The sequence below is a fragment of the Rickettsia koreansis genome (genome assembly GCF_046532895.1).
GTDB classification, from domain to species: domain Bacteria; phylum Pseudomonadota; class Alphaproteobacteria; order Rickettsiales; family Rickettsiaceae; genus Rickettsia; species Rickettsia rickettsii.
On record NZ_WHLZ01000001.1, the window covers coordinates 436435 to 452627 of the forward strand.

Sequence of the window (16193 nt, forward strand, 5' to 3'; positions counted from 1 at the left end):
GCCAAGCAACTTAAAGCTAAAAAAGAAATATCAAAGAAAATGTTGTTTTTAGATAGCACAAAAAATACTATAACTACTGTACTAGATATCTCCGATAAACTCATAAAATCACTTTACTATATTTATAAAGTAAAAAATGGAGAGATTACGACTGAGCAAGCTCTACTACTTAATCCTTAGCTTGAAACCTTAAAATCATTCTTAACAAGTTCCTCATGAAAAATAATCTTTAGTGAAGCAGTTATATCACAAGCGAGAATTACAAAATTAATAGAGGCAATTTCTTCTGAGAATAAAAAAGGAATAACATGGTCTACTAATGATACAAACGATGAACTTGTAATTTCTGATTATAACCTAATTATAGAAGAAAGCACTATTTTGAGTTTTGAAAAATTAGTATTCAAACTATGAGCACATGATCTTCTTTCAGCTTCCTTAGGAAAGGCAACACTACTTTTTTAAAGAGTTTAGTCAATTGTATTGCTGATCCATGCCATAGCGTTGGTGAAATTGCCATACCTACCCATTATCAAAATCCAAAAATAATATTTATTGATCAGAATAGTTACATACCGGTTTAATCTACTTTATTTGAAATAATAACCTCCGGCCTTGATCAATCAATCATTAAAAGTAATAAGCAATTATTAGAAGAAAAAATTAACACACTATTTATAAAATTAGATCTAGGTACATTAATTACGCACTTAAGTGATAAAAATTATGATGTAATAAATGCACCAAGTGGCAAAGTCACAAGAAAAAAATTGGAATCATTAAAGCTATAATTTCAAACCCTAAAATATTAATTTTAGACGAGGTATTTGCTAATCTTGATAAAATATCTATAAAAAATGCACAACAAACTTTAAAAGAATTTTTACCGGAAACTTTAATGCTTGTAGTGCATCATGACGGTAAATCTCATTACTATAATAATTTTTATGATCAGTATATAAATCTTGAAGATTTGTATGCTGAAATAAAATTATTAGGAGAATAGCTATTCTATTCAACCCTATATACTTGACTACTTTTCATTTATCATGAGTATATACTAAATCTAGATGTTCAATTATGGGAGTTTTTTAAGATTTCTTTATAGATTTCAAGGTTTTTTCTTAGCATCAGATCAAGAGAGAAATGATTAATTACCGTATGTCTTGCCGCTTCTTGGATTTTCTTAGCAATATCAGTACCTAAAATCGAGAAACAATAATCGATTTTCTGTGCTAACGCTTCGGCATTATTTGGTTCTACGTGGAAACCGGTTATATTATTATTTATTGTCTCTACTGCCCCGCCGATATTAGTTGCAATAACAAGCTTCTCCATCGCCTGCCCTTCTATAATAGTACGCCCGAAAGCTTCAGGCTCGATTGAGGCAGAAATGATAATATCGGAAATCCCATATAGGTTTATTATATCCGAATCATTACCGAAAATTTGAATTTTATTTTGAAGTTTTAGATTAGCTATAAGCTCTTTTACTCTATTAGTAAAATTGGGATGTCTAGATATATCACCGACCATTAAACAATAAAAGTCTCTATGTTTTAATTTACTTAATGCTTCTACTAGAACAAGATGTCCTTTCCAGCTTGTCATTCTAGAAGGCATTAATATTATCGGCACGTTACTCGGTACATCATATTTATCACAACATTTTTCAAGTTTTTCCGGCGTTAAATTTGCGGGATCGAAATAATCACAATTCACTCCACGCTCAATTACTACTATTTTATCTTCATCAATTTTATAGTTTTCGAGCAAGTGTTGTTTTACAAAATTAGACACGGCAACAACTTTCTTGCCTTTTAGCATTATGCTATTATAATATTTTTTAAAACTATTCGGAATATTATAAACCCCATGAAAGGTAGTCAAAAATTTAGCATTTGTCCATTTTGTTGCTAGATATGAACTCCATGCCGGTGCTCTTGATCTTGTATGAACTATATCAACATTATATTTTTTGATTATCTCTGCTATCAATTTTGCATTATTCAGAATTACAAAAGGATTTTTACTGTTACTATTCATTTCAATATGCAATATATCTTCCTTATCTAACTCTTTAACTAGAGTACCGCCTGCTGAAATTATGATAGGAGTATGACCGAGAATTTTAAGATATTTTGCGACTTCTATAGTACCTCTTTCAACCCCTCCTGAAACTAGAGCAGGCACTACTTGCAAAATAGTATATTTATTGTATCGTTTACTTGACTTTAATGAAGGCATTAAATCTCAACTATTAAAATAATTATTTAAAATGCACAAGCTTTATAATAAAACACAAGACAAATTTATTGTCTATGATAATTATAGAATAATTAATACAAATATTCCATCTGTAATTTTTTTACACGGCTTGATGTCTAGTATGCAATCAACTAAGGCTATCTATTTAATAGATTATTGTAAAAAAAACAATTATAATTTTATTGTTTTTGATAATTTCGGCCATGGAAACGCATCAGGACAATTTAAGGATCAAACAATTAGTGATTGGTTAGAAGGAGTATCACTAATTTTAGACAAATTAATTAATACGGAGGCGATATTAGTAGGTTCGAGCATAGGAGGATGGCTAGCACTTCTTGCGGCTTTAAGATTTCCTGATAAAATAAAGGGACTTGTGTGTGTAGCCCCTGCTCCAGATTGTACTGAAAATATTTGGCAAAATATATCTCTAAATGATCAAAATAAGATGCAAAAAGAGGGAATACTAGAAGTAAGCGGTAAAAATTGTGAGCATAAATATGCTATAAGCTATAAACTGATAGGAGATGCAAAAAAACATTTATTATTGACAAAGAAACAGATTGATATAAAGATACCGGTACATCTAATTCATGGGATGTTAGATGAAGACGTGCCGTATAATGTTTCAGTAAAATTATTAGAAAAAATAACGAGCAAACAAATAGTAATGAAGCTAATTAAAGACGGTCACCATAATTTATCTAGAGAAGAAGATTTAAAGGTAATGACAAATTCCTTAGAAGAAGTAATTAGACTCTTAAGTAATATTAAATAAACAATAAATATGTATAGCAAAATAAATAAAGTTCATGATTTGAAAGAAGTTATAGAAGCGGTAAAACAAGCCGATAATACTAGCTTGGTGCTTTTTGATATAGATGAAGTAATTGTAATGGATAGTGATGAATCTAGGTTAACACATGATTATAGAAAAGAATTAATGAAGAACATTGAAAAAAGACTTACTAGAAAAGAATGTGAATTATTACTTAGTATTGTTCTTAAAGATAGGAAAGCTAGATTTGTTAACCCAGATATCTTAACGATATTTGCTCTACTTACGGAAAAAAATGTACCAGCAATAGGTCTTACTAAACTTCCTACCGGTAAATTCGGCGTAATTGAAGATATGATCGAATGGAGAATTCGTGAACTCACTGAATTAAAGGTAAATTTTCAAGAATTTTCACCTTTAGAAGATGAGATAATAATAGAAGATTTTAATGCCGGTTACGGTAAACCTACATTAAAAGACGGAATAATTTACACTGCAGAATATGATAAAGGAAGCATGCTTGAGTATGTATTACGAAAAACAAATTATTATCCACAATCAATAATATTTATCGATGATATAGAAGAAAATTTATTATCATTACAAGAAATTTGTAAGAAACTAAAAATTAACTATCAAGGATTTGAGTTTACCGGTTCTGCTATCGTTCCTGAACCTGTTCTTGATGCACAATTAGAAAAAATTAGATTTGAAATTCTAGAAAAAGAATATAAATGGTTAACGGATGAGGAACTTAAAAAGCATACTTTGTCATCTAGTAGCTTGTCCACAGTATCCAGCTAAAAATGTCACAACAACATACACTTTTAGTTGTTTTTCCTAGATGCCGTGGACAAACTACTATGATGACACCTATTCACCTTAGAGTATAATATGATGTCTGCAAAACTTATTGTTCTTTTTACCTTACTTATCTCGCTTTCTACTATGGCAAGTAAAAAGGAAGAAGAAAAAATTACAGGAGTAAAAGCAACTAAAGTACAAATTGCCGAGCTTTACGACATATTTAATATTGTAGGGCAATGCCGGAATGATAATAGTCGTGATTATTATGCCAATGCCACCGGAGTAGTTGAACAAGTCTCAGCACATCAAGGAGAAATAGTAAAAAAAGGGGATATATTGCTAGTTATAGATAAAAACATAGCAGAAACCACTAAATCTAGAGCAGCAGCGTTATTAAATACAAAACAAGAAGATTATAATAGAAAAGAAGCTTTATTCGCTAAAAAATTTGTAAGCAACGAGGAATATAAAAGGTCAAAAAGCGAACTTGAAGATGCAAAATTTAATTATTCCAAAGCTCTAAAAACATATAATGATATGATAATTACTGCACCCTACTCTGGTAAAATAGGCGTAATTAAGTCTATGGTCGGCGATGAAGTAAAAATAGGTGACTATCTCTTTAGCATTACCGGAACAGAAAACTCACAAAGTATTTTTATTGAATTGCCGGAGTCTTTAAGCGAAAAAGTTGGCGTCGATACTGAAGTTTTAATTGCAGGAAAAATTAAAAGTACAATCGAGGCAGTATCGCATTACTTATCAGATAATGGTACTTTCACAGCTAAAATTATTTTACCTATGGGTACAAAAATCCTGCATAATAGCTTTGTAGATGTTACGCTTATAATTAACCCTCATAAAAACCTAACCGTTCCTGAAAGTTGTATTCAACGAAATAATCAAGGTAATTTTATTTATAAAATAGACGGTTATACGATAAAACAATTATATGTAAAAATCGGTACACGTACAGAAGGTCTAATTGAAATTATCTCGGACGATATTAAAGCAGGTGACTTAGTCGTTACCGAAGGTATGACTAAAATTGGTGACGGCTCAAAAGTTAAGATACTTGAGGAATAGTTATTTATATATGCTTTTTAAGCCATCTCTGTATTCTAGAGATTGTTGCACGTACTCCTTCTTGCCTTATAGAAGTAATAGTTAATAAAATCAAAATTTTTGTCACAAAGCAATAGGTTCGTATTTTTTGAATTACACAGTTATTTTTGAAAAAAGAAATATTACTTTTTTTATAGTCTTCATTTTTATTTTCTAGTAATCTTAATTGTGTAACAGCTGCTAATAACAAATTAATAGTAAACGGACTAAATTTACTTAAATAAGAATCATTAAGAACATAAGAAGTAATATTTATTAAACCTACTGAATATTTATTTGGGTCCATAAACGTATTAGTACCACCGCTAATTCGTACTTTAGACAATTCTTTGTCTATACCGCCTATTGAGTTTTTACTAGCAATAGATATCCATAAACAACAATCTTCACCGCTTCTTATATTTTCAGGAAATAAATTTTCTTGGAATAATGTCAAAGTTCCCATAACTGTCGGCATTGCTATTGGACAAGTTTGTATGACTTGAGGAAAAACATTGCCACTAAAAAGCCCGGAATGAACAGATTCGATATATTTTCCTTTTTCATTTATTTTTTGATATGAAGTATGAGAAAATATAAAATTATTTTCTTCCATAAACTTTAATTGGATTTCTATTTTATCCTTATAAAATAAATCGTCCGAATCAAGGAAAGCAATATATTTTCCTATAGCATTTTTAATACCTAAGTTACGTGCAGCAGCAGGTCCTTCATTTTTTTTATGAAAATATTTTATCCTTTTATCTTTTCTGCATATTGCAGTTAATTCTGATATATCATCAGTCGACCCATCATCTATTATAAGTATCTCAAAATTTTTGTGTGTTTGAATAAGTACACTTTCTATAGCTTCAATTGCCCAATTTATTCTATTATATACCGGTATAATAACACTAATTTTAGTATCATTTAGTACTTGTTTAGCCATAGTATTTGCTAAATCACAGGCTTTTTTATACGGAGTATTATTGGATAAAAAAGTAGCTGTACGAGTTAAAAATAAATAAGGAGAGCCTTCCATTTTGATCATTTCTTCTTCTGTTAACTCATGAAGAAACGATGACCATAATACATTACATTCTTCGTTATGATTTGATATTTTTTTACTACCTTGCTCTGAATGAAAACGAGATTTAATTAGGATAGATTCGTCAAAATGAATAGGGGCAACACGGAAAATTTTAAACCATAAATCATAATCTTGCGTTGTCGGTAAAGCCTCATTAAATATACCAACTTCATGAAAATATTTAGCAGGAATCAATAACGAACAACCATGTATTAATCCTCGTAATAAAGGTAATAAAGAAATATTAAGTTTATTTATAGGTAGCACACTATCCGGTTTAATATAACGTAGAGAGTTGCCTTTTTCATCGATTAATTCATAACCACCGTAAATGATAGTATCTTTATTATCTAATTTATTTAATATGTCAACTTGATGCGCGATTTTATTAGGATAATATATATCATCATGGCTAAGCCACGAAAAATATTCCCCTTTCATGTTTTTTATACCGTAATTTAAGGCCGAACCACAACCTCCGTTTTCTTTATGAAAATAGCGTATTTTATCACCATATGATAATGCTACACGTTCTGTCTCTCCATTATCTTTTGAACCATCATTAACAACAATAATTTCAATATTTTTGTAAGTTTGTGCTAAAGCACTATTTATAGCTTCTTTCATATAATTAGCCCCATTATAGACAGGTATAATAATGGAAACTAAAGTATGATAAATATTTAGAGGGTTATCTTTTCTAGTTGTCATAACTTTTAAAAATAATTTATAAAATGTTAGTTTTATTGTTTAAATTTTCTATAGAGCTTTAGAAAAATAGATTTTTCTTCTTCACTAATAATTAGTTTATTTTTAAGAATTTTTATTTCTTCTAAAGCATTATTTAGCTCTGTTACAGTATTATTTAATTTAGTTTTTCTCTTCGCTATTTTTAAATGCATCTCTAGTTTGCAGCAATTGTTTTAATATATCTTGGGATTGCAAACCTAGCTTTTCTAAAAATTCCAGAGTCCAAGCTGAGATTGGATAGTTAAATAATTGTTTTATAGGCTTTAAATCTGAGTTACTAGATATACAGATTATAGAATTAGGAGGATTTTTTTCAGAATGCGTGTCGTTAGTTACACCATCTACTCCTTCATAGAAAAATTCTTTGTTCGGATATGATTCAAAGTCTTTTTCAGTAATTCAATTAACTAAATGATGTATATTACCTTCCGGTTCATTGAAAGGTACATTTACTATTAATCGTTTTTTATATTGAAGATTAAGTACTAACCCATCTTCAATATGCTCAAGTGCATGTCGTGATACAATATAATCATATTCTCCTGCCTTTTTAATAAAACTAACTAAATCAGATTTAATATATTGTATATTAGATGCTCCATAATTTTGTTCAGCATAAATTATAGATTCTTTACTGATATCTATTGCTGTAATTTCTACTCCTAATATATCGCTAAGCATGAAAGTTCCGTGTCCCGTTCCACAACCTATATCTAAAATTTTTATTTTTTGATTTAGCATTAATGGACTATTAAGTATATCGGCTTCTATGACGCATTACCTCTAAAACATCATAAGTTTCCCCAAGAATTAATCTTTCTCCATCATTATACATTTCTTCTAACATAAATTATTTAAACTATTATAATTTTAATAAATATTCGGCGATAAATGCAGCAGGGTTTTCTACAGGATCAAGCATCTTTTTAAATTGATTTCTGCCACTACTATTTTCATAATAAGGTAAATAATGATTTTGCTTAATAAATTCTATATAGTTAATAATATCTTGCGGCTCATAAGCAAAATACATATATTTTTTTAATTCTTTAGATAGAGCATTGCTATTAAATTCATTATTCCAACCATTACTTAAGTAAATTATAGGCTTATCGGCAACTACTACTTCAGCAAGAGATGAAGTACCGTCACTTATTACAATATCTGACACCATTATATCATCCAGTAACGACCTGAATGCATGTGCAGAAACAGTAACATTCTTTAAAGAGTTAAATCTACTTAATATATTATCCATATCACTTTGGCTTAAGTAATTTTTACCGACCGCATAGGTAAATAGTGTAACATGCGGTCTTATAATAAAATGAATATTAGGATGTTGTAATGCATAATTATAGAAAAAATAGTGATAATTTAAGAAAGTAGAACCTCCTTCATATAAATCTCTATTTTTAAATGATAATTCCCATCTAGGAAGCCATAAAATGGTTTCCGAGTTTGGTTTTTCTTTAATATTATAATTTCTTACTTCATAGTATGGTTGATAACCTGAAACAATAACTCTATCCTTAGGAAATTTATAATTACTAATAAAGATATCCTTTGTACTTTCTGAATCAACAAATACCGTCTCTATGCAACTTGATAACTTATCATCATCAATATTTTTTTGATGAAAGATATGCGGACCATAGACTATATACATAATTTTTGTTTTAGTTCCTCTAAAGCTCTTGTACAAATTAGCAGCCGTAAAAGGTTCTGATATATAGCCCTGAAAATTTTCGTAAGGATTTTGCGTAAAGATAAAATCCGGCTGATAATTTTTTAGTTCAGAAATTTCACATTTTGTATTAACATTTGAATAAGAAGCATACTTACCGCATGGATATATCACATCTTGTGTATCAAATTTACTAATAAACCCGGTATCTATTCTTCCTTGAATATTGGGATGAGGATGAGGTACTATTACAATTTTGACATCATGACCTATTTTTTTCATCTCATTATACATTGCGTATACGCCTTTGCCGCCGAATGTCTCTGTACTAACAAGAAAAACTATTTTTTTATAAGAATTTTCTTTGGAATAGCAAAAAGAAGATATAAAAGTTATTAGTAAAAAAACACTTAAAAATAAAGTGTTAAGTTTTATTAATTTAAAGAATTTCATGTTTTTGATATGATAACAATGAATAGGATTACTTTTTAAACCATACTGTATGGTTAACATAATCCACATAACTTAAAACTATACGTAATATTTTCTTTGATACAAGTCCTGCTTCTGCATAATCCGGCACGATATCTTGCAAGCGTTTATTATTCTCGTGTTCTTCTGTAATAGCTTTCACCGATTGTAGTACCCGTTCAGCCTTAAAACCCGACATAATAAGCGTTCCGGCGTCCATACCTTCAGGACGTTCATGTGCTTCTCGAATATTTAAAGCAGGTAAATTAAGTATAGATGCCTCTTCAGTGATAGTACCGCTATCGGATAAAATACAAAATGCATTCATCTGAAGTTTGACGTAGTCCGTAAACCCGAAGGCCGGCAAAAATCTTATTTTATCGCCAAGTTCTTTAAACTCCTCTAAATCCTCAAGCCTTTTTTTAGTCCTTGGGTGTGTTGAGAAGATTACAGGAAAATTATACTCTTTAATAAGCGTTTGTAAACTACTTAGTAATTCTTTCAGATTATTTTTGACATCAACATTTTCCTCACGATGTGAGCTAATTAAGAAATATTGCTTTGTGGTAAGTAACAATTTATCTAAAATATCAGACTTTAATATTTTAGGCATAAAGCGATCAAGGACCTCAGGCATATGCGAACCTGATTTAAAAATAAGCTCAGGCGGTAAACCTTCGAACATTAAATAACGTCTTGCATGCTCGGTTAACGTAATGTTAACGTCACTAATATGATCAATGATTTTACGGTTTATTTCTTCAGGTACACGCTGATCAAAACAACGATTTCCCGCTTCCATATGAAAAATCGGAATTTTACGGCGTTTAGCAGCAATTGCCGATAAACATGAATTAGTATCACCGTAAAATAAAACGGCGTCGGGCTTTTCTTTCTCAAGTACTTCATCAACTTTTTCGATAATAAGCCCGATAGATTTTGCCGTATTATCTGCTGCTACTTCTAAGAAATAATCGGGTTTTCTAATTCCCATATCATCAAAAAAAACCTGATGTAATTCATATGCATAATTTTGACCGGTGTGAACTAGTATGTGATGAGTATATTTATCAAACTCGGAAATCACACAGCATAGTTTAATAAGTTCAGGACGAGTACCGACAATCGTCATTACCTTAAGCATTTTTTAGCTCCTCTTGTACGTAATCAAGAGTCAGTAATAACTCTTTTACTTCTTCTAAATTTAAACGTTTTGTATTATGGGAAGTGTAATCCTCTAAAAGTGCTACTTTCTTTTCACCTTCAACAAAATATTTTGCATAATTAAGATCGCGCCCGTCCATAGGAATACGGTAATAATCCCTTAAATCATCAGCTTTTGCCATTTCTTCTGATGATACTAATGATTCGTAATGTTTTTCGCCGTGACGTGTACCGATAAAACGTATTTCATTTTTACTATCGAATATATCTTGTAACGCTTTTGCGAGTACTTCAATTGTGCTTGCCGGAGATTTTTGTACGAAAATATCACCCTGATGACCATGCTCAAACGCATATAAAACTAAATCCACCGAATCTACAAGCGACATTAAAAAACGTGTCATTGACGGTTCTGTAATAGTTAATTCCTTACCTTGTTTTATTTGATTGATAAAAAGAGGAATGACCGAACCTCTAGAAGCCATAACGTTACCGTATCTAGTGACGCAAAGCACAGTCTCACCTGGAGAACGCATACGTGCTTTTGCTATTGCTAACTTTTCCATTAATGCTTTAGATAATCCCATTGCATTAATTGGATATACAGCCTTATCGGTACTCAGTACAATAACTTTTGTAACTTTGTTATTAATAGCAGCACTTAAAACATTTTCAGCACCTAAGACGTTAGTATTTATTGCTTCTATAGGATAAAATTCACAAGTCGGAACCTGCTTTAAAGCAGCGGCATGGAATACATAATCTACACCGTGCATTGCCTCATCAATACTTTTATAATTGCGTACGTCCCCGATATAGAATTTAAGTTTCGGATTATTTAAAGCAATACGCATATCCTCTTGCTTTTTTTCATCTCTACTGAAAATACGAATTTCCTTAATATCGTTAATAATATCGGATTTAAGAAAACGAGAAAGCACCGCATTACCAAACGAACCGGTGCCTCCTGTAATCATTAAAGTTTTATCTACAAACATTATATATAAATACCTATTTTGTTATTATTCATTCTTGTGTCAATCGAGGAACACTCTAAGGTAGTCATTCTGTGGCTTGTCCACAGGGTCCAGCTATAAAAAATACAAACATAAAAAGCTCGATTTATCTCACTTTATGCTGGATTCCGTGTACAAGCCTATATTCGCAATGACAATTTACTTAAACTCACACATACGCTTTACAAGCTCACGCCATTCAGGAGGCGTATATCCTGTCACCTCATTAAAACGAGTGCTATCTAGTGAACGATCTATTACAAGCTCATCTGATGAAATAATATCGATTTCTTTATTATATATTTCTGCTACTAATTTTAACAATTCTAACTTATTAATCGGTTTTGAGGCAACATGATAAAGCCCGTGCAACTCTTTATTAGGTAACACAAAATCCCTTATTATTCTTGCAAGCTCTACTGTCGGGAATCCTGAATAAATAGCTTTCTCAAACCCTTTCACTGAACCTTCTGCACTTAAAAACCAATTGATTAAGCTTCTATTGCCTGCTAGCTCATGACCTATAATGGAAGTACGCAATGTGATAGTATGCGGATAATCTACCTCACCAAGAAATTTTGAACGACCGTAAAGATCATAACAGTCAGAAAAATCGCTTTCCTTATAATTACCTTTTTTTCCTGAAAACACACAATCAGTACTAATATGGATTAACCTTGAATTAGCTAGTTTACATAAATTAGCTAGCCTATGAGGCAGCAAACTATTTATCGGTAATGCTTTTAAAGGGTCATTAGCATCTGCCAATTGTTTTACAAGCCCTATACAATTTATTACTATATCGGGTTTTGTGTGATTCAATACCTCAACTAACGCATCATGGTTCTCAACATCTACATTTGTAATTAATTTATCGGATAAATCCTTAGAAAAGTAAGAACGAGCTGAATTATTTCGGGCTGTCGCAAAAATATCAAATTTTTTATCACTACTTAAAAACCTGAATATGCTATTACCTAGCATACCGGTAACACCTAAAATTAATGTTTTCATAGTATATTTTATTTATTTTTACCGAATCGGTTCTATCATAAATAATATATCTTTACAATAGTGTTTTGAGTGCGTAACAATATTGAATTATAAATAATTAACTTGCCATAGAAAAGGTTCTTATTCTATCTTCTGTAATTTTCCAACCTTCATCTTCTGCAAGCTCTAAATCATATTGGTCTTGCATATTCATCCACCAACGAGGATTAATATTAAAATACTTACCCAAACGAAGGGCTGTATCATCGGCAATTGAACGATGATGCTTAATTATATTATTGATCCTAGTAACGGGTACATCAATATCACGAGCAAGTTTGCTTTGACTAATCCCCATAGGTTCCATAAATTCTGCTAGTAAAATTTGTCCCGGTGAAATAGGAGGTAATTTATTCTGGGCTTTGTTGCATGGACCGTTTTATGTCATTCCCGCGTAGGCGGGAATCCAGTAAAACCTATAAAAACAAGTTTTTATAGGTTTATTTTGTCAAATATGCCACTTCTATATCAATATTGAAGTTATTTTGCTGGATCCCCGCTTTCGTGGGGATGACATTGAGTAGGTTTTTCGATCCATGCAACAACTCCTCAATTCTTTCCTAATTAAATATTTTTTATAGAATCAAGCACGGTTTCAAGAATCATACTAGCAGCTACTGCATCATCGTTATTATTACGGTCTTTTCTGTTCACTCCAAACGATTTAAGAAAATTATCTGCAGCTTTGGTAGTTAATCTTTCATCTTGTAAATATATAGGCAAGTTTATAGATTTTGCTAGCTCTTCAGCAAATTTCATCACTATATTTGTTTGCTCCGTTACTGCTCCGCTCATATCAATCGGTAGACCTATTATAACACCACAAACTTTATATTTCTCAATGATATTAAGTAAGGAAGTAATAACAATTTTTTTATTTATCTCGGTTATAGTATTTAAAGGCATAGCAATACTACGTTCTTGATTAGATAATGCGATTCCTAATTTTTTGCTTCCGTAATCAATAGCGATAAGCGGAGCATTTGGTATTAAAAGCCGATAAAATTCTTGAAGATTTTTTATGATCATGATAGTTATAAAAATTACTTTATTAATTATTATTTATGCTAAAAACTATTCAGAAACATTTAGATACGAAATTAATTAAATTATCGGCGATTTTAGCCTTTATTTATTGTTTATTATTTAATACCGCAATATTGATTTATAAATTTGATTATTATAAAGCAACAATCTTTAGAGGGATATTAGAGTTATCAAAAGATTTTTGCTATATTTATATATTTTCTTTTATAGCATTTTTCGGTCTTAGCGTACATAGATTAGTGTTAAAAATCGGCGTGGGGTTTTTATTTATAACATCCGCTATTGCTAGTTATTACATTTATTTCTTCAAAATCAATCCCACTAAACAAGTAATAGGTAGTTTTTTCTCAACTGATTTAAACGAAGTTTATGAATTAACCAGCATTAAGTTAATAATATGGATAATTTTTTGCCTTTTTACCTGTTTTTATACTCTCAAATCTTTTGCCGCCGAAAATTCTAAATCATTCGTAACAAAACTATTATCTGCCGCTTGCTTACTTATTTTTGTATATAATATTATTACTCCTTCATTTAAGATACTAAAAAATTATTTTCCCATTCAGTATTTACATAATAGCTACCTTAATTTTGCCGGAAATTTCGGTGAAAAAAATTATGCATGTATAGATATTAGCAAACAATATAACTTTATAGATAAGTCAGATAAAGATATTATCGGTGTTTTAGTTATAGGAGAATCAGCAAGATTTGATCATTTCGGTATTAACGGTTATGAAAGAGATACGACTCCTTACTTAAAGACTACTCAAAACCTAATTTCTTTCAAAGCTAAATCTTCTTCTAACCTTACCTATCTTTCCGTACCGTCGTTACTTTCACGTTATCCTGCAAGTCAAATTGAAAATAGTAGACAAGAAAACAGCTTTTTATCAATTTTAACAAATCTTGGCTTTAATACTACCTGGATCGGTACTCAAACTTTAATGAGGAGTTTTGCAAATTTTGACCTCAGTAATATATATAATGACGTTAATTTTACTATAGTACCGGGCGGCTCTGCCCTATTTTCTTTAAATGATCATGATGAAAAAATATTGCCTTTTATAAAAGAAATAATAACAAACTCAGAGAAACAATTTTTAGTAGTTCACACTTCCGGCAGCCATTGGAACTATAATGCGAGATATCCAAAAGAGTTTGAGTATTTTACCCCTACCTGTCCTATTAAGGTTAAGGGCGATGCAAGTGATTGCGATAAGCTTGCTTTAGTTAACAGTTATGATAACTCTATTTTATATACCGATTTTTTTTTATCTAATTTAATAGATTTGCTTAAAGATAAAAATGCATTTTTATTATATGTATCTGATCACGGCGAATCTCTCGGAGAAAATGGTTATTACGGTCACGGTGGTCCACTACTTGCAGAACAAATAACCGTACCTCTTATAGTTTGGGTATCAGATGCTTTTCAAGCCAAATATCCTAAATCAGTATCTTCAATTAAAAATTATGCTAATACCGAAATTAGCCATGATTATGTATTTCATTCAATCCTTGACTGTTTAAATATAGATTCCGAAATAATAGATAAAGACTTAAGTATATGTAAATCTAGTTAAAAATTATTGAATTATTAAAAAATTTATATATAAATTAAGAACTCAATAATTATATGATTTATTATTATGTCTGATATACATAAACTAGACGACTATTATTATAGATTTTTACAAAGTATTTTACTTAAAACACTAGAACAAAATAAAGCTGCTGAAACGTATTTATTGCAGAAAGATTTTAATAGCGCTTTAAATGAGATAAAAAATGTAAATGAACAACTTGAAGAATATTCAAGCATTCTTTCTTTACTCAAAGTAATTAAAACCCATTTTAGTGATAAAAAAATATATAATTAAGTACCGTTTAACTTAAATCCTTTTTTTATAATTAAAAATAATATAGAGTGAAAATAAAAAAGGTATTGAATTATGGAATATGCATTATTAATTTTCAGTATTATAGCGATTTTAGTTATAATACAAATGGTTAAAGTTGTACCGCAACAACAAGCATGGGTAGTAGAAAAACTTGGAAAATTCGATAAGGTACTGCAACCTGGCTTAAATTTACTCATCCCTGTTATTCAGAGAGTAGCATACAAACATACTTTAAAAGAAGAAGCAATAGACGTTACCGCTCAAACAGCTATTTCAAACGATAACGTAACATTATCTATAGACGGTGTTTTATATGTTAAGATCATTGATCCAATGGCAGCATCTTATGGTGTTAATAATCCTTACTATGCCATAACACAGCTTGCTCAAACTACTATGCGTTCGGAAATCGGTAAACTCCCTTTAGATAGAACTTTTGAAGAGCGCGAAACTTTAAACGTAGCAATTGTAGCAGCTATTAATCAGGCTGCTATAAATTGGGGCATACAATGTATGCGTTATGAAATTAAAGATATTCAACCTCCGCAAACTATACTCAAAGCTATGGAATTGCAGGTAGCGGCAGAGCGTCAAAAAAGAGCTCAAATTCTAGAGTCGGAAGGTAATAGACAAGCAAAAATTAACCATGCAGAAGGTGAAAAAGCACAAATCGTACTGAATTCAGAAGCTTCTTATACAGATCAAGTTAACAGGGCAAAAGGTGAAGCTGAAGCAATAGGCTTAGTCGCTACCGCTACGGCAAATAGTATTGAGATTGTCGCAACTGCCGTACAAAAAACGGGAGGAAGTGATGCAGTAGCTCTTAAAATAGCCGAGCAATATATTAGTGCGTTCGGTAATTTGGCTAAAGATACCAACACCGTAATTTTACCCGCAAATCTTTCAGAACCGAGTAGTTTTATAACCGGAGCATTAACTATATTTAACCAATTAAAAGCTTCTTCGGGAACAAAAATAGATAAGTAGCAATTTATGACGATTTATTATTGTAATAATAATTAGTTTTATATATCATATCAGATTATTAATTAAT

15 protein-coding genes and 1 pseudogene are annotated in these 16193 nt (G+C 30.8%); 6 read left to right on the forward strand and 10 right to left on the reverse strand.

From position 1 onward, the window contains the following. Window positions 1-1074: 1074 nt before the first annotated feature. The gene (locus tag GCO76_RS02475; protein WP_103896848.1) at window positions 1075-2247 is read right to left on the reverse strand and encodes a glycosyltransferase family 4 protein; all 1173 of its coding nucleotides are present in this window, start codon (window positions 2245-2247) and stop codon (window positions 1075-1077) included. A 31-nt stretch (window positions 2248-2278) separates the two neighbouring features. On the opposite strand from GCO76_RS02475, the gene GCO76_RS02480 reads away from it, so the two are divergent. The 3 genes from GCO76_RS02480 (at window position 2279) to GCO76_RS02490 (ending at window position 4939) form a co-directional block, all read left to right on the forward strand. Beyond that, window positions 2279-3046, forward strand: a complete 768-nt coding sequence (locus GCO76_RS02480; RefSeq protein ID WP_410956058.1) for an alpha/beta hydrolase — start codon at window positions 2279-2281, stop codon at window positions 3044-3046. A 9-nt stretch (window positions 3047-3055) separates the two neighbouring features. Further along, the gene (locus GCO76_RS02485; RefSeq protein WP_410956059.1) at window positions 3056-3850 is read left to right on the forward strand and encodes a DUF2608 domain-containing protein; all 795 of its coding nucleotides are present in this window, start codon (window positions 3056-3058) and stop codon (window positions 3848-3850) included. Between the two features lie 90 nt (window positions 3851-3940). After that, window positions 3941-4939 (forward strand): efflux RND transporter periplasmic adaptor subunit, encoded by a 999-nt coding sequence (locus GCO76_RS02490; RefSeq protein ID WP_410956060.1) that lies wholly within the window; start codon window positions 3941-3943, stop codon window positions 4937-4939. 4 nt (window positions 4940-4943) lie between these two features. Here the strand turns inward: GCO76_RS02490 and GCO76_RS02495 are convergent, their stop codons facing one another. From GCO76_RS02495 to ruvX, 9 genes and pseudogenes are all read right to left on the reverse strand, one after another. Beyond that, entirely contained in the window at window positions 4944-6758 is a 1815-nt protein-coding gene (locus GCO76_RS02495) for a glycosyltransferase family 2 protein (RefSeq protein WP_410956061.1), read from the reverse strand. Between the two features lie 32 nt (window positions 6759-6790). Beyond that, window positions 6791-6949: a hypothetical protein gene (locus tag GCO76_RS02500; RefSeq protein WP_014014159.1), complete on the reverse strand. Its 159-nt coding sequence runs from the start codon at window positions 6947-6949 to the stop codon at window positions 6791-6793. Window positions 6950-7196: 247 nt separating this feature from the next. Continuing rightward, a pseudogene (locus tag GCO76_RS02505) lies at window positions 7197-7644 on the reverse strand (class I SAM-dependent methyltransferase). A gap of 15 nt (window positions 7645-7659) precedes the next feature. Next, complete coding sequence (locus GCO76_RS02510; protein ID WP_410956062.1) at window positions 7660-9006, reverse strand: hypothetical protein; 1347 nt, start codon at window positions 9004-9006, stop codon at window positions 7660-7662. Then, on the reverse strand, window positions 8966-10099 hold the full coding sequence (wecB, locus tag GCO76_RS02515; RefSeq protein ID WP_410956063.1) for a non-hydrolyzing UDP-N-acetylglucosamine 2-epimerase: 1134 nt from the start codon (window positions 10097-10099) through the stop codon (window positions 8966-8968). Before wecB ends, GCO76_RS02510 begins: the two co-directional genes overlap by 41 nt. After that, window positions 10092-11117 (reverse strand): UDP-glucose 4-epimerase, encoded by a 1026-nt coding sequence (capD, locus tag GCO76_RS02520; RefSeq protein ID WP_014014155.1) that lies wholly within the window; start codon window positions 11115-11117, stop codon window positions 10092-10094. The genes wecB and capD overlap by 8 nt, the downstream gene beginning before the upstream one ends. 177 nt (window positions 11118-11294) lie before the next feature. Then, entirely contained in the window at window positions 11295-12149 is an 855-nt protein-coding gene (locus GCO76_RS02525) for a dTDP-4-dehydrorhamnose reductase family protein (protein ID WP_410956064.1), read from the reverse strand. 97 nt (window positions 12150-12246) lie between these two features. Continuing rightward, on the reverse strand, window positions 12247-12495 hold the full coding sequence (locus GCO76_RS02530) for a HigA family addiction module antitoxin (RefSeq protein ID WP_410956065.1): 249 nt from the start codon (window positions 12493-12495) through the stop codon (window positions 12247-12249). Between the two features lie 257 nt (window positions 12496-12752). Next, window positions 12753-13217 carry a Holliday junction resolvase RuvX gene (ruvX, locus tag GCO76_RS02535; RefSeq protein WP_410956066.1) on the reverse strand — a complete coding sequence of 155 codons (465 nt, stop codon included), beginning with the start codon at window positions 13215-13217 and terminating at the stop codon, window positions 12753-12755. Between the two features lie 35 nt (window positions 13218-13252). Between ruvX and GCO76_RS02540 the strand changes: the two genes are divergently transcribed. The 3 genes from GCO76_RS02540 to GCO76_RS02550 all read left to right on the forward strand — a co-directional run bounded on the left by GCO76_RS02540 (window position 13253) and on the right by GCO76_RS02550 (window position 16126). Further along, window positions 13253-14821, forward strand: coding sequence for a phosphoethanolamine transferase (locus GCO76_RS02540; RefSeq protein ID WP_410956067.1), 1569 nt, complete (start codon window positions 13253-13255; stop codon window positions 14819-14821). A 66-nt stretch (window positions 14822-14887) separates the two neighbouring features. After that, on the forward strand, window positions 14888-15118 hold the full coding sequence (locus GCO76_RS02545) for a hypothetical protein (RefSeq protein WP_014120688.1): 231 nt from the start codon (window positions 14888-14890) through the stop codon (window positions 15116-15118). A 72-nt stretch (window positions 15119-15190) separates the two neighbouring features. Then, on the forward strand, window positions 15191-16126 hold the full coding sequence (locus GCO76_RS02550) for an SPFH domain-containing protein (protein WP_014014149.1): 936 nt from the start codon (window positions 15191-15193) through the stop codon (window positions 16124-16126). Window positions 16127-16193: the final 67 nt, after the last annotated feature.